This is a genomic window from Pseudomonas fragariae (ex Marin et al. 2024) (assembly GCF_059621105.1).
In genome coordinates, this window is sequence record NZ_CM184369.1 from 4,894,593 (window position 1) to 4,910,011 (window position 15,419).

The window sequence follows — 15,419 nt, forward strand, 5'->3', positions numbered from 1 at the left end:
GTTGCTTAGCTCCGCTGCGCTAGCTAGCATCAGTTTTCGTTTTCAGGCGCGTCCTTCGACAATGTCATCCCGTCCCGCTTCGCCAAGGAATGCAGCGCTGCCCACGCCGTTGGACACGCGCATTGAAATCGAGACGCCAGAAGGCATCGATATGCTTCTGCGCCCTGCCGGGCTGGTTTCCCGCGCACTGGCGTTCGGCATCGACTTCGCCATTCGCGCAGCCCTCGTCGGCCTGTTCTTTGTGCTTCTGCAGTTACTCGACAAGCTCGGCATGGGTCTGGCCGCTCTGGTGTTCTTTCTGGTGAACTGGTGGTACATGGTGCTGTTTGAAGTGCTCAACCAGGGACGCACACCCGGAAAGCGCCTGCTCGGGCTGCGGGTGGTGCACGACGACGGCACGCCCATCGACTGGTCTTCGTCGCTGATCCGTAACCTGCTGCGCTTCGTCGACATGCTCCCGCTGGGCTACGGGCTGGGGGCGATTACTTGTCTGAACCACCCGTTCTTCAAACGGCTGGGCGATCTTGCAGCGGGAACGCTGGTGATTTACAGCGACCGGCCGGTAGCGCGCCCTACCCTGCCGCAGGCCGATCCGGTCATCGTGCCTTTTGCCCTGCATCTGGATGAACAGCGGGCGGTGCTCGGCCTGGCGGAACGGCAGGCTGAACTGTCCAGCGCGCGAACCCAGGAACTCGCGGCCATCCTTGCCGAACCCTTGCATATTCCCGCCGACACGGCGGTCGCTCATGTAAACGGCATCGCCCGCAACCTGCTGGGGCCGACATGAAGCAGAGCCTGTTTGAAACCCGCCATCAGCAGGAGTGGCAACGCTTCGAGCAGCGCCTGACGGCCCTTGAACAAGGCAAGGCCGATGTCCGTGGCGGCGAGACCTTTCCCGGCGACTATCGACGCCTCTGCCACCATCTGGCGCTGGCACAGGAACGCGGCTACAGCAGCCATCTGGTCGACCCCCTGCATCAGTTGGCCATGCGCGGTCATCAGCAACTTTACCGTCACCGCAGCACTGCCGGGGTGCGACTGCTGAGCTTCGTTCTGGGCGGCTTTCCGCGACGCGTGCGGGCCGAGTGGCGCTTTGTGCTGGTCGCCAGTCTGCTGCTGTTCGGCAGCCTGATCGGCATGGCATTGCTGGTGTACGGTTTTCCACAACTGATCTACAGCGTCGTCAGCCCCGAACAACTGGCAGACATGCAGAGTATGTATGACCCGTCGGCCAGCCGGGTCGGTCAGCCCGTCGAACGGGGTTCCGATACGGACTGGATGATGTTCGGCTACTACATCATGAACAACATCGGCATCGCGTTTCAAACCTATGCCAGCGGCTTGCTGTTCGGGCTGGGCAGTCTGTTTTTTCTGCTCTTCAACGGCTTGATGACCGGCGCAATCGCCGGGCACCTGACAGACATCGGTTACGGACAGACCTTCTGGCCCTTCGTCATCGGTCACGGCGCGTTCGAGCTGACGGCCATCGCTCTCGCCGGGGCGGCGGGCCTCAAGCTGGGCTGGGCCTTGCTGGCCCCCGGACGGCTGACGCGCAGCGCCGCCCTGCGCATCGCCGCGCGGGCCAGCATGCAACTGGTCGGCGGGGTGATCCTGTTTCTGCTGATCGCAGCCTTCATCGAGGCGTACTGGTCATCGATGACCTGGCCCGGGCCGCTTCTCAAGTACCTGACAGGTGCCGCCCTGTGGTCGCTGGTGGCCGCGTATCTGACTCTGGCAGGACGTACACCCCATGCGCCTGACTGAGTCGACTGTTGCCATACGCCCTCGCTCGCCCTGGGAGGCCATCGACCTGGGCGTGCTGCTCGCCGGGCGGCACCGCGGCGTGCTGATGAGCAGTTGGGCAATCGTCACCCTGCCCTTTTTCTGCGTCCTCAGTGCGTTGCTCTGGGATTACCCAACAGCTGCCATTCTGCTGTTCTGGTGGCTCAAACCTGCGTTTGATCGGTTGCCGCTGCTGATCCTTTCGCAGTCACTGTTCGGTGCCACGCCGACACTGCGCCAGGCCCTCAAGGCCTGGCCGGCGACCCTGAAGGCGCAACTGCTGCCCAGCCTGTTGTGGCGACGTCTTTCCCTGAGTCGCAGTTTCCAACTGCCGGTGCAGCAACTGGAGCATCTGGCCGGTACCGAACGCGCCCTGCGCATCGGCCTGCTCAGCCAGAAAGACCTGCGTGCCGCACAGCTGCTCACCATCGTTGGCGCACACCTGGAATACGCACTGTGGATAGGCCTGCTGGTCCTGCTCTACGCCCTGATACCGCAGCAGATCCAGATCGACTGGCACTGGATGAATCTGCTCGACGTCGAAAACCAATGGCTGTGGATCGACCACCTGACCAACCTCTTCTATGCCTTGGCGCTGATACTTTGGGAACCTGTATATGTCGCCTGCGGCTTCACGCTGTATTTGAATCGCCGCACGGTTCTTGAAGCCTGGGACATAGAACTGATCTTCCGACGCCTGCGTCAGCGCCTGATCGGTACGGCCTATGCCGTATTGATGGGCGTCGGGCTGGTACTTTCCGCAGCACCCGCACCGGTCTGGGCCGATCAGCAAAGCTACAGCTGCCCGCTGCCGGAATCCGCCCCTGCGCAATCCGCTCCGTCCGTGGCGGCACCCGATACGCCGCGCCTGACCCGCCAGTCCCTGACCAGCGAAGCGGCGCGCAGCGAGATCCAGAGCGTTCTGCAACAGCCACCCTTCCGCAATCCCAGGACCGAAACTGGCTGGCGCTTTCCTGAAAAACAGAAAGGCCCGTCTGCAGCCCGGGACGCGCGCGATCAGAGCTGGCTGATGACCTGGCTCAATCGGTTTCTGCGCGCAGCGAGCGCCTTGGCCAGCCTGATTGAAGTACTGCTGTGGGGCGTGGTCATCGGGCTTGTAGGGCTGGTGATCTTTCGTTACCAGGACTGGTTCAGGACCTTCGTTAGCCGGAAGGCCGGCAAGGCAAACACCACCCGCCCGGCACCCGAGCAGCTCTTTGGTCTGCAAGTGAATGCCGAAAGCCTGCCCGACGATGTTGCCGGCCGGGCCGAGCAGCTCTGGAACAACCAGCCTCGTGAAGCGCTGGGTCTGCTATACCGCGCCCTGCTCAGCCGCTTGCTGAGCGACTATCGATTGCCATTGAAAAATGCCGATACCGAAAGTCAGGTACTCGAACGCATCGCCGCGCTCAACCAGCCGCTGCTGAGTGAGTTCAGCCGCACGCTGACCGCACACTGGCAAAACCTCGCCTACGGGCATCGCCTGCCACCGGCCCACGCCCGGCAGGAACTCTGCGATGGCTGGCGTCGCCTGTTCAACCAGGCAGCGCAGCCATGACCCGCCGCACCGGGCTGCTGATCGGGCTGCTGGTCCTGTCATTACTGGCAGGCGGCGCGCTGTTTCTGAGCACTCAGCTTGAGCGCTACGAAAAAACGGTCGATCAGGGCCCCTCGCCAGAGGCGAAAGCCAATCCCTGGCTGGCGGCCGAACACTTTCTGCGTGGCCGCTCCCTCACGGTGAATATCACCGATACGCTGGCCCAGCTTCCCGACCCGAGTCAGAGCACCCAGACCCTGCTGCTGCTCGATGACCGGGAAGACATGACCCCGGCGCAAACCCAAAAGCTGCTGAACTGGGCCGAGGCAGGCGGGCACCTGCTGTTCGTCGCCGAACAACTCTGGGACGAACAAAAAGGCCGCAGCGGTGACTTGCTGCTGGACAGTCTGCAGATTCACCAGTACCTCACCAAAGACATCAATGCCAAGGAACAGCAACTGACCGACGCTCAGCCGCCACTGCCCATCCCGCTGATGACGCCCGCACCCAAACACAAGAAAATGCCCTGGCCAGAGCTGACCCGCCTGTACCTGGAAAACGAGAGCGCCCCGGCCTACATGAGTTTCGATCCGGCGTTTCACCTCGAAGACCCGGAAGATCACGCTCAATCCTGGGCGAACAGCGCCGATGCCACGCACCTGCTGCAGATAAGCCGGGGCAATGGGCTGATCACGGTTGTCACGGACGCCAACCTGTGGAAAACCCGCTCGATCGGCCACTATGACAATGCCTGGCTGCTCTGGTATCTGACGCAGGGCAGCGAAGTGACCCTGGTGCTGCAAACCGAACACGACAACCTGCTGAGCCTGTTGCTGCGCAACTATCCGCAGGCGCTGCTGACGCTGGCACTGCTGATTGCTCTGGGTCTGTGGCACATCGGCCTGCGCGAGGGCCCGCTGCGTCGACCCGCGCCACTCGCACGCCGCCAACTGACAGAGCACCTGCGCGCCAGTGCCGAGTTCCTGCGCAAACATGCCGGGCAGCAGACGCTGATCAAACGCCTGCAACAGGACATCCTGCGTCGCGCCCGCCAACTGCATCCCGGTTTCGAGCGGCTGGTCATTGCCGAACAATGGCAAGTGCTTGCTCGCCTGACCCGTCAGCCCACCAGCGCCATCAGCGACGCGCTGCGCCCTCGCCCGCCGCAACGCCTGTCCCACAGCGAATTCACCCGCCAGGTAGCCCACCTGCAAACAATCAGGAATGCCCTATGAGTGATCAAACACCCGCCCCATCAGGCAGCACCGAGCCACTTGCCGAGCCCGCAGCCGAATCCACCACCCAGTTGCAGCAGCGTCAGCGCGCCAGCCAGTTGGCTCAGGCGTTGCGCAATGAGCTGCAAAAGGCCGTGATCGGACAAAATGCGGTTATCGACGACGTGCTGACCGCGCTGATCGGTGGCGGACATGTGTTGCTGGAAGGTGTTCCGGGGCTTGGCAAGACGCTGCTGGTTCGGGCGCTGGCCAGTTGCATCGGCTGCGAATTCGCCCGCATCCAGTTTACGCCGGACCTGATGCCCAGCGATGTGACCGGTCATGCGGTGTACGACCTGCAGACCGAGCAGTTCAAGCTGCGCAAGGGGCCGCTGTTCACCAACCTGCTGCTGGCCGACGAAATCAACAGGGCACCGGCCAAGACCCAGGCGGCATTGCTCGAAGCGATGCAGGAGCGGCAAGTCACCCTTGAAGGGCGCGCCCTGCCGATCCCGCAGCCGTTCATGGTGCTGGCGACCCAGAACCCCATCGAACAGGAGGGCACCTATCCATTGCCGGAAGCTGAACTGGACCGTTTCATGCTCAAACTGCGCATGGATTATCCCGAAGCGCAGGAAGAGCTGAACATGGTGCGTCAGGTCACCCGCTCGTCCCGGGCTGACATGCTGGATGTGCGACCGCTCAGGGTCATCATGCAGGCCCGCGAGGTTCAGGCGCTGCAACGCATTGCCAGCGAGCTGCCCATCGATGAGCAAGTGCTGGACTACGCCGTGCGGCTGGCACGCAGCACGCGCACCTGGCCGGGTCTGAGTCAGGGCGCAGGCCCGCGCGCTTCGATTGCGCTGGTGCGTGGCGGGCGGGCCCGAGCTGTGTTGCGTGGCGGCGAGTTCGTGACCCCGGACGACATCAAGGGCTGCGCACTGGCGGTGCTGCGACACCGGGTCAGGTTGTCACCTGAGCTGGACATCGAAGGGCTGTCGGTGGATCAGGTGCTCAGGCAGATCCTCGACCAGGTCTCGGCACCGCGCCTGTGAAACAGGTCCTCAAGCCGTCGGTCACGCTGCTGCGCTGGCTCGGCGGGCTGATGGGTGTGGCCGTGCTGCTCGGCACGCTTCATGCGCTGGGCGTCGAGTATCCGGCAAAAATCGACGACCTTTACTGGGGGGCATTGCTGACCCTCGTCGTCGTGAGCGTGCTTGATGCAATCTGGCTGCTCAGAAGCCCCTCGCCACGTGTGCAGCGTGAGCTGGCGGGCAGTCTGACGCTGGATCGCTGGAACGAAGCCCGACTTGATGTGCAGCACGACGGTGGCAGCCCCGTGACCGTGCGGATATTCGATCATGTGCCGCACGGGCTGGAACACGAAAACCTGCCGCAGTCACTCACCCTGGCCGCACGCGGTAAAGGCAGCATTGGCTATCGTCTGCGCCCGTCAAGCCGGGGGCATTTCACCTTTGAGCGTTGCGAAATCAGCCTGCCGGGGCCTTTGCGCCTGTGGACGGCACGACGCTACCTGGCAGTGCCCGGCACCACGCGGGTCTATCCGGATTTCGCCCGCCTCTGCGGCGGTCAATTGATGGCGGTGGATAACTGGCTGAGCCAACTGGGCGTGCGCCAGTTGCAACGTCGCGGGCTGGGCATGGAATTCAACCAGTTGCGTGAGTTTCGCGAGGGCGACAGCCTGCGCCAGATCGACTGGAAAGCCACCGCCCGCCAGCGAGCGCCCATCGCACGGGAATACCAGGACGAGCGGGATCAGCAGATCGTTTTCATGCTCGATTGCGGACGTCGGATGCGCAGTCAGGACGGCGACCTGTCTCACTTCGATCACGCCCTCAACGCTTGCCTGCTGTTGAGCTATGTCGCGCTGCGTCAGGGTGATTCTGTCGGTATTGCGACCTTTGCCGGCGAGCAGGATCGTTATCTGGCGCCGGTGAAGGGGCCTGGACAGCTGAATCGGGTGCTCAATTCGGTCTATGACCTGCAGACCACCCGGCGCCCCGCTGACTACAGCGCCGCCGTGCGCCAACTGATGGTTCGTCATAAAAGACGCTCACTGGTGGTGTTGATGACCAACTTGCGCGATGAAGACGATGAGGAGCTGCTGGCCGCCGCCAGGCAGCTCGGTAAACAGCATCGGGTACTGATTGCCAGCCTGCGAGAGGAAGTACTCGACGGCCTGCGCCACTCACCGGTGCACACGTACGATGAAGCGCTGAGTTATTGCGGAACGATCGACTTTCTCAACGCCCGGGCTTCGCTGCATGATCGCTTGAGTGCGCAAGGCATCGTGATCATGGATGCGCGGCCAGGAGAACTGGGACCACAGTTGGTCAACCGTTACATGAGCTGGAAAAAGGCAGGGACGTTATGAACGACGCCCTGCCCTTCAGGCAGCAGCCTCAGGCAGAGGCTTCGTAGGAGGGGTAAAAGCAGAAGTACTGTCGCAACAGCTGCACGAACCCCAGATACTCTGCAGAAACCTGACACAATTCAAAACCGGAGTCATAACTGCCAGGTGTCTCGTCTTCGTGACACCAGAGGCACTTGGCGCTCACATCGATGGGCTGTCCGATATTGCCATTCGGCAGTTTCAGGCACAGATCGAACCTCGCCCCCACCAGGATCGGCAGGCTGCTGATAAGCATCAGCCCCTCACCGGAGACATTCCCCAGACACCCCACCAGCTTGCCGGTATGACGATTGAAAACCTGCAGATAATCCTGCAGTTGATGGCGTTCGATTTTCCGCTCTTTATACATGGCAGGCTGCCTTCCGGGACCGGTGCTGCGACCACGCAACACTGTGTGTTCGTTGCGGATGTCGAATACGCTGCACGACAGAGGCTATCCAGGAAACAGTCTCGACCCGGAGCCCTGCAGCTCGTCCGCTTAATGACCTCAGACTAGCTCACAATTAGTCGAAATCCACCCGAACACAGCACCTTCCATTCAAACGAGGGTAATTATTTCGATACGGGAGCGTTTCGAACAGGTACAGGTATGGGTCTGGCAGGTTGAGCCCTGGGGTAAAGGCCTGTTTGTGCCAGCGTGTCGAGTCTGGCGCGTGCGCGGAAGGCGTATTCACTTTCCGGATACTGCGCCATCAGGAATTGATAGGTCTGTGCCGCATCGACATACAATTTCTGTCGCTCCAGGCACTGGCCGCGCAACATCGACACTTCCGGCTGGACATAACGGCGCGAGCGGCTCTGGCGTTCGACCTTGGAGAGATCGAGCATCACCCGATCACAGTCACCTTCCTGATAGGCACGGTAGGCGTGATCGAGGTTGGAATTCATCGCCCAGCGGGTGCAACCGCTGAGCACAGTCAGTAATACAACAATCGTTACAATACGCATGGGACTCTCCTGTTCTCTGCCCTGTATCGGCGTCACGGCCTGTTTCTTCAGGCCAATAGAGCGCCGGTTGTCAGCCGATTGCCCTCCCTGACCCTGACACGGTAGTGCAAAGGAACAATGACTAAAGACCCAGACAGGAGTAGCCTCTCGCTGCGCTTCAATTAAGGAGTTTGTGCATGACCGTTCGCCGCACCAAAATCGTCGCCACACTTGGCCCTGCCAGCAACTCGCCGGAAGTCATCGAACAACTGATCCTTTCGGGTCTGGACGTTGCTCGTCTGAACTTCTCTCACGGTACTCCGGACGAGCACAAGGCTCGCGCCAGGCTGATCCGCGAAATCGCCGCCAGACACGGGCGCTTCGTCGCTCTGCTGGGCGACCTGCAGGGTCCGAAGATCCGTATCGCAAAGTTCACCGACAAGCGAATAGAGCTGAAGGTCGGTGACAAGTTCACCTTCTCCACTGCTCATCCGCTGACCAGTGGCAACCAGCAGATCGTGGGTATCGATTACCCGGATCTGGTCAAGGATTGCGGCGTAGGCGACGAGTTGCTGCTCGACGATGGTCGCGTGGTCATGCGCGTCGACACCCAGACCGCTGACGAACTGCACTGCACCGTGCTGATCGGTGGTCCGCTGTCCGACCACAAAGGCATCAACCGTCGTGGTGGTGGCCTGACGGCGCCGGCACTGACCGAAAAAGACAAGCAGGACATCAAGCTCGCTGCCGAGATGGACCTGGACTACCTGGCCGTTTCCTTCCCGCGCGACGCCGCTGACATGGAATATGCTCGCCAGCTGCGCGACGAATCCGGTGGTACGGCCTGGCTGGTGGCCAAGATCGAACGCGCCGAAGCCGTTGCCAACGACGAAGTGCTGGATGAACTGATCCGCGCCAGTGATGCGGTCATGGTCGCTCGTGGTGACCTGGGCGTTGAAATCGGTGATGCCGAACTGGTCGGCGTACAGAAACGCATCATCCTGCACGCCCGTCGCCACAACAAGGCGGTGATCGTCGCCACGCAGATGATGGAGTCGATGATCTCCAGCCCGATGCCGACGCGTGCCGAAGTGTCCGACGTGGCCAACGCCGTGCTCGATTACACCGACGCCGTGATGCTGTCGGCCGAAAGTGCTGCAGGCTCCTACCCGATCGAAGCGGTTCAGGCCATGGCCCGTATCTGCATCGGTGCTGAAAAGCACCCGACCGGCAAGACTTCCAGCCACCGTATCGGTCACTCCTTCACCCGTTGCGATGAAAGCATCGCGCTGGCGGCCATGTACACCGCCAACCACTTCCCGGGCGTGAAGGCGATCATCGCACTGACCGAAAGCGGCTACACCCCGCTGATCATGTCGCGCATCCGCTCCTCGGTGCCGATCTACGCGTTCTCTCCGCACCGTGGTACTCAGGCGCGTGCTGCGATGTTCCGTGGCGTCTACACCGTGCCATTCGACCCGGCAGCGCTGCCGCCAGGTCAGGTCAGCCAGGCCGCAGTCGACGAACTGCTCAAGCGTGGTCTGGTCGAGCAAGGTGACTGGGTCATCCTCACCAAGGGCGACAGCTACCACACCATCGGCGGCACCAACGGCATGAAGATTCTGCACGTCGGCGACCCGTTGGTCTGATCGCAGCACACTGCAAGCCAAGGCCCCGTCTCGCAAGAGTCGGGGCCTTTTGCGTTGGGTCAGCCTTTTGTGATTATCGTGTCGAAGAACGAGAACTGTAACTGACGTGCCTCTTATTCCCGCGCCACAAACACATCAGCCAGCAATTGATTACGCGGCAGCCCCGCCAGATAAAGGCGCTTGGCGAACATCTCCACGCTGTCGGCACTGCCGCACACCAGCGCCATCGCGTGCCGCGACATCAGGCGCAGTTCAGCCAGGGTTGCCTGTAGCGTCTGCGGGGTAACCAGCTGAACATGCACTTGGGAATAACGTTCAGCCAGGGCGTGCAGTTCATCGGCCAGATAGTGCTCCTGGCTGTCGCGGGCCAGGTGAATCACGCGTATCGCGCCTTGATGGTCCTGACGCAGAGCCTCGCGCAGCACGCCCCACAAGGGACCGAGCCCGGTGCCGGCGGCCAGCAGCAACAAGGGCTTCTCCTGCCAGTCCGGGTCGTAACGCAGCGCACCACCGCGCAATTCGCCGAGCCTCAGGGCATCACCGACCTGCAACTGGCGGGCAACGTCACGGAAGGCCCCGGGCTGCTGGCAATCGACATGAAACTCCAGAAACGCATCCTCACCGGGAAGGCTCGCCAGCGAGTAAGGCCGTGCAACACCGCTGTCAGTCCACAACACCTGGTGCTGCCCGGCGCTGTAGCGCAAAGGTCGCGCAGGCTCCAGACGCAAACGCAGCACCGACGCAGAGAGCCAGTCGCAGCCTGCCACTGTGGCAGGCAGGCCATCACGCTGGGGGTCAAACACCTCGACAGCCAGATCCCCCGTCACTCGGCACTGACAGGCAAGCCGCCAACCCTGCTGGCGCTTTTCGGCAGGCAGCGCGTCGGGCAACGCGTCTTCAGGCTCGCCCTTTACGACGCGCACCAGGCACGCATGGCAACTGCCGGCACGACAGCTATAAGGGACCGGAATACCGGCATGGTTCAGGGCGTCGAGCAGATTGCTGGCCGATGTCACCGACCAGCTAAGCTCACCCACATGCAATTGAGGCATCAAAACGGCCTGTGCAGAAAATAACGGCGATTGTACAGACTGGCCTGTCGGGCGGGTTATACTGCCGCGCCTTTTTGCGCCCGCTATCGCCAACCTGACAGCTCTGGTTCAAGCCGCAGTTCCAGACTGCCGCCGATAGCGTAATTGAATGTTCCCGTCCTTACAGAGGAGCGCGCCGCATGACCGTGATCAAGCAAGACGACCTGATTCAGAGCGTTGCAGACGCACTGCAGTTCATTTCCTATTACCACCCCGTGGACTTCATCCAGGCCATGCACGAGGCGTATCTGCGTGAAGAGTCGCCTGCCGCTCGTGACTCCATCGCCCAGATCCTGATCAACTCGCGCATGTGCGCGACCGGTCATCGCCCGATCTGCCAGGACACCGGCATCGTCACGGTTTTCGTGCGCGTGGGGATGGATGTTCGCTGGGACGGCGCCACCATGGGCCTGGACGACATGATCAACGAAGGCGTGCGTCGCGCGTACAACCTGCCTGAAAACGTGCTGCGTGCCTCGATCCTTGCCGATCCGGCAGGCGCTCGCAAAAACACCAAGGACAACACCCCGGCCGTCATTCACTACTCCATCGTCCCGGGTAACACCGTGGAAGTGGACGTCGCGGCGAAAGGCGGCGGTTCGGAAAACAAATCGAAGATGGCGATGCTCAATCCTTCCGACTCGATCGTCGACTGGGTTCTGAAAACCGTACCGACCATGGGCGCAGGCTGGTGCCCACCGGGCATGCTCGGCATCGGCATCGGCGGCACCGCAGAAAAAGCCGCGGTCATGGCCAAGGAAGTGTTGATGGAGTCCATCGACATTCATGAACTTAAAGCCCGCGGCCCGCAGAATCGTATCGAAGAGATGCGTCTGGAGCTGTTCGAGAAGGTCAACCAGCTGGGCATTGGCGCTCAGGGCCTGGGCGGTCTGACCACCGTGCTCGACGTCAAGATCATGGATTACCCGACCCACGCCGCGTCGCTGCCGGTGTGCATGATCCCCAACTGCGCCGCCACCCGCCACGCGCACTTCGTACTCGACGGCAGCGGCCCTGCTTCGCTGGAGGCGCCATCGCTGGACGCCTACCCGGAAATCGTCTGGGAAGCCGGCCCATCGGCCCGCCGCGTCAACCTCGATACCCTGACCCCGGAAGAAGTACAAAGCTGGAAACCGGGCGAAACCGTTTTGCTCAATGGCAAGATGCTCACCGGCCGCGACGCGGCGCACAAGCGCATGGTCGAAATGCTCAACCGGGGCGAAACCCTGCCGGTGGACCTCAAGGGTCGCTTCATCTACTACGTCGGCCCGGTTGATCCGGTGCGCGAAGAAGTCGTCGGCCCGGCCGGCCCGACCACGGCCACCCGGATGGACAAGTTCACCCGGCAGATCCTCGACCAGACCGGCCTGCTGGGCATGATCGGCAAATCCGAACGCGGCCCGACCGCCATCGAAGCGATCCGTGACCACAAGGCCGTGTACCTGATGGCGGTTGGTGGTGCGGCGTATCTGGTGGCTCAGGCGATCAAGAAATCCCGCGTCGTGGCCTTCGCCGAACTGGGCATGGAAGCGATCTACGAGTTCGAGGTCAAGGACATGCCGGTGACCGTGGCCGTAGACAGCAACGGTGAGTCCGTACACATCACCGGCCCGCAGATCTGGCAGAAGAAGATCAGCGACAGTCTGGCGGTGGAAGTGCAGTAAACACCGGATAACACCCGTCTCATTGAGGCGGGTTTTATCGTTTATGGTCAGCGCCAGGTTTGCGCCGCGCCGCTTTTTATATACCGATGCAGCGGCATCTTCCTGGCCATTTGGTCGGCGAAGGTAAACAGCTGCCATCCTCGATAACGTTCGAACTCTTGCCACTGGGCCATGCTTTCAGAGCAGACTCAGACCGATGCCGTCATACCCATCGGGTCTGCATATAGCTCCTGCACTCGGCTTCCTCATATCGCTCGCTTCCTTCACTCGTTATATTAGTTAACACACTCGTACCTGAGTGAGCAGCAAAAAAGCTGTCATCATTAAAAGTAACAGTGTGCTTACTCTCCCACTTGTTCTCTAAGATCCAGGCGCCAAAGTGCAGAGTGCGCATAGGAAAATATGAGCAGCGCCCAGGTGTCTGCGTTACGTAAAAGCAGGTTGCTCCTGAGTGTTTTATCGGTCTGCAGTTTTTTTTCGACATCGCTGGCGTGTGTGCTGCCGACGAGTGACAGCAACGTTTTTTTGGAAACGTTTTTTTCAGAGGTTGTGGCGAGCTTTTTGTCATGCAACCCTGCTCCGACTTCGTAGGCTTCCTCCGAGGTGTCTTGGCTATTAGGATTTATGGTGTGTCCTTTTCGATAGTAATAGAAATCTTCAGTGTTTAGCTTTATATGTGAAAGCTCGTGAATAAACGTCATGGCCATTACTTTTTTTGATTCTTTTAGCCCTGCTTCCGTGAAAAATATTCGCTCGTGAGGGTCACCCTTCATGACAAAAGCAAGCTCAGTGGGCACCTTGCTTTTTACAACCACCAGCTGCTCGGCATTTTCATTTTTGTAACTGATTGCAGCGGCATGAAGGGTTCTGACGTTGTTTAATAGCACATCATGGTTAGAATCCTGCCCCCCCAGTATTTGATCTGCCAGCGCAGAGGCGTTAGCGAGCTCGGGGTTCTCCAGTGCCTTGATCGCCTCGGCAGTCGCTGTCACTGCATAATCAATTGCGTTTCTTAACGTACCCGCTGTGTCACTATTATTTTTTTGAAGGTCCGTAAGCCCGCGGCTCAAAATAGGCCCCCTCTTTAAACGCACCTCTAATTCTGTCATGTCGTATTTTGTTTTGTATTTCGCGAGTCCCGATGCATCTCGGTAATTAACAGGTGAGTTTGCGATGAACTGATAAAGATTCAACCCATCCACATCCCCCGCCGGGTCCGGATTGATCCACCTTTGCAACCACGGCGCGTAATACCTGAACCCGTAATAATAAAGCCCGCTGGCATCGCGTTCTTTACCCGAGTAACGAACTGTTTTGTACTTGGCTTCTACTGAACTGCGCGCCGCCCACCAGGCCGTGCCGCCAAACGGATAATAACTTTCCTGGCTGATCAGGCCGCCTTGCTGATCAAGCTCCAGCGTGCTCGAGCCCAGATGATCACCCAGGCTGTAACGCACCTGATCGTTCGCAACAGCATCTGGTTTTCCCGCTTCCCAGTGCAACACCCGCACGCTGTTGCGACCCGCCTGAGTATTAATAACGTGAAGGGTTTCGCCATCGGCTGTGGTGCGGATTTCCAGCCCCGGCAGGTAGCGCACTTCGTTGGTCAGTGTGCGACCTGATGCCTGTGCGGTGCTGATCTTGCGACAACGCTGACCCTGCCCATCGTAGATATAACGCTCTTCATCGTTCGGCTGGTCTTCACGTTGCACGGTGGTGATGTGCTGCAACTGATTACGCGCATCCCAGCTCATGGTCTGCCCACGCACGAGTTGCAACAGGTTGCCGTTGGCGTCGAAACTTGTGGCGAAATCCACTTCTCCTTCATCGTCGGGCAGGCTGCGATTGCTGTCGGGATCAACGTGCATGTTGCGGGTGAAGTTGTGCGCGCCCTCGTGGCGCATTTGCAGCAGATTACCCGCAGCGTCGTAGCGGTAACGCTGTGTGTAGTTGCTAACCTGACACGGGTCATCCGTCGGCAGAGATTGCAGGCCCGGCAACGCCGGGCCATGGCTGGCACCGTTTCTGACTTCACAGCCGCTGGCTTCGATCAGCTGATACAGCGTGTCGTACTCGAAGCGACTGATCGGCTCGACGAGCTGGTTGTTGCAATAACGGTCTGGCTGGGACGCATCGTTGACCACCAGAACATTACCGACCGGGTCATAGCTGTAAATCAGCTTTTGCAATAGCGCGCCATCCGCCGCCATCGCGCTGAGTGCAGCGAGCCGGCTGTCCTGCGGATCATATTGGAAGTGACTGACAACACCATTGCCGGCCGTTTCCTGCTCGACCTGGTCAAGCGCGTTGTAATGAATTTCACCGACCAGCGTTTGCGGTGGTGAGGCACCGGCCAATGTCAGTTCAGCCGCTTTCAACTGCCCAGCGACGGTCAGGCCAAAGGCCTGTGTATTGCCCATGGCATCGGTCTGCCAGATCGCTTCGCCCAGCGCATTGACCCCACAGCGGGTTTGCAGCCCGACAGGCTCAAGCAATGCATCGCGCTCTGCTTCGCCCAGCGGCCAGTCCGGACTTTCAGGCGCTTGCAAAAAATGCCGTTTCTCACCCAGCGCAGCGCCAGGCAGGCCGTAATCATGCAGCAAGCGCGAGCCTGCCGTATCGTCATGGCGAATCAGTTGATTGCATTGGTTATGCTCAGCGGCGTCGGCGCCACCGTAGGCCAGGCGTTCCAAGACAAGCCCCTGCTCTGTCACAGAGACCGGGCGCAGCGAACTGTCGTATTCCATCAAGCGCTGAGTGCCTCGCCCATCGCAGCTTTGAAGCAACTGCCCGGCCTCGCCCATCAGGTTCAGTCGCCAACCCGAGTCGACGCTTTCACTCAGCAAAGCCGCTCCGGACAGACTGAACCTGACCACCCGGTTTGCCGGGGTCTGCGCTTCGGTTTCCGAGCGACTGAACAGACGCGGATCACGACCGACAACCGGACGCCCTGCCCGGTCATAGCGCTGATGGGTCACCCGCGCGGCAAGAGGCTGCCCGGCCACAGTTCGACAGAACTGCACGCTACGCACAACCAGCGCACGCGGATCAATGACCACCAGTAGCGGCGTATTGCTGTGCACAATCGAACTCATGACCTTCATCCATGAAAGTTTGATAA

At 60.5% G+C, this 15,419-nt stretch carries 12 protein-coding genes; 8 read left to right on the forward strand and 4 right to left on the reverse strand.

Going from position 1 to position 15,419, the window contains the following annotated elements:
- The first annotated feature begins 61 nt into the window (after window positions 1-61).
- The 6 genes from AC54XV_RS21175 to AC54XV_RS21200 are packed head-to-tail and all read left to right on the forward strand — an operon-like array spanning window position 62 to window position 6,928.
- The gene (locus AC54XV_RS21175; RefSeq protein ID WP_024639161.1) at window positions 62-787 is read left to right on the forward strand and encodes an RDD family protein; all 726 of its coding nucleotides are present in this window, start codon (window positions 62-64) and stop codon (window positions 785-787) included.
- Window positions 784-1,764: a stage II sporulation protein M gene (locus AC54XV_RS21180; RefSeq protein ID WP_003406336.1), complete on the forward strand. Its 981-nt coding sequence runs from the start codon at window positions 784-786 to the stop codon at window positions 1,762-1,764. The genes AC54XV_RS21175 and AC54XV_RS21180 overlap by 4 nt, the downstream gene beginning before the upstream one ends.
- A complete protein-coding gene (locus AC54XV_RS21185) occupies window positions 1,751-3,340 on the forward strand; it encodes a DUF4129 domain-containing protein (protein ID WP_058398646.1) in 1,590 nt (529 codons plus the stop codon). Before AC54XV_RS21180 ends, AC54XV_RS21185 begins: the two co-directional genes overlap by 14 nt.
- Window positions 3,337-4,554, forward strand: coding sequence for a DUF4350 domain-containing protein (locus AC54XV_RS21190; protein WP_058398645.1), 1,218 nt, complete (start codon window positions 3,337-3,339; stop codon window positions 4,552-4,554). The genes AC54XV_RS21185 and AC54XV_RS21190 overlap by 4 nt, the downstream gene beginning before the upstream one ends.
- A complete protein-coding gene (locus AC54XV_RS21195; RefSeq protein WP_096104505.1) occupies window positions 4,551-5,588 on the forward strand; it encodes an AAA family ATPase in 1,038 nt (345 codons plus the stop codon). The genes AC54XV_RS21190 and AC54XV_RS21195 overlap by 4 nt, the downstream gene beginning before the upstream one ends.
- Window positions 5,585-6,928 carry a DUF58 domain-containing protein gene (locus AC54XV_RS21200; RefSeq protein ID WP_024651814.1) on the forward strand — a complete coding sequence of 448 codons (1,344 nt, stop codon included), beginning with the start codon at window positions 5,585-5,587 and terminating at the stop codon, window positions 6,926-6,928. Before AC54XV_RS21195 ends, AC54XV_RS21200 begins: the two co-directional genes overlap by 4 nt.
- Window positions 6,929-6,956: 28 nt before the next feature.
- Here the strand turns inward: AC54XV_RS21200 and AC54XV_RS21205 are convergent, their stop codons facing one another.
- Together AC54XV_RS21205 and AC54XV_RS21210 are read right to left on the reverse strand one after the other, a co-directional pair.
- A complete protein-coding gene (locus tag AC54XV_RS21205) occupies window positions 6,957-7,316 on the reverse strand; it encodes a PilZ domain-containing protein (RefSeq protein ID WP_024659508.1) in 360 nt (119 codons plus the stop codon).
- Window positions 7,317-7,519: 203 nt separating this feature from the next.
- Complete coding sequence (locus AC54XV_RS21210) at window positions 7,520-7,915, reverse strand: tetratricopeptide repeat protein (RefSeq protein ID WP_058398643.1); 396 nt, start codon at window positions 7,913-7,915, stop codon at window positions 7,520-7,522.
- A 176-nt stretch (window positions 7,916-8,091) separates the two neighbouring features.
- On the opposite strand from AC54XV_RS21210, the gene pyk reads away from it, so the two are divergent.
- A complete protein-coding gene (gene pyk / locus AC54XV_RS21215) occupies window positions 8,092-9,543 on the forward strand; it encodes a pyruvate kinase (protein ID WP_003363893.1) in 1,452 nt (483 codons plus the stop codon).
- Between the two features lie 113 nt (window positions 9,544-9,656).
- Here pyk and AC54XV_RS21220 read toward each other — a convergent pair whose 3' ends face one another.
- Window positions 9,657-10,595 carry an iron-sulfur-binding ferredoxin reductase gene (locus tag AC54XV_RS21220; protein WP_058398642.1) on the reverse strand — a complete coding sequence of 313 codons (939 nt, stop codon included), beginning with the start codon at window positions 10,593-10,595 and terminating at the stop codon, window positions 9,657-9,659.
- 179 nt (window positions 10,596-10,774) lie between these two features.
- Here AC54XV_RS21220 and AC54XV_RS21225 point away from each other — a divergent pair, with 179 nt between their 5' ends.
- Entirely contained in the window at window positions 10,775-12,298 is a 1,524-nt protein-coding gene (locus AC54XV_RS21225; protein WP_011268799.1) for a fumarate hydratase, read from the forward strand.
- A gap of 341 nt (window positions 12,299-12,639) precedes the next feature.
- On the opposite strand, the gene AC54XV_RS21230 is transcribed toward AC54XV_RS21225, so the two are convergent.
- Window positions 12,640-15,393 carry an RHS repeat domain-containing protein gene (locus AC54XV_RS21230; protein WP_496717213.1) on the reverse strand — a complete coding sequence of 918 codons (2,754 nt, stop codon included), beginning with the start codon at window positions 15,391-15,393 and terminating at the stop codon, window positions 12,640-12,642.
- Window positions 15,394-15,419: the final 26 nt, after the last annotated feature.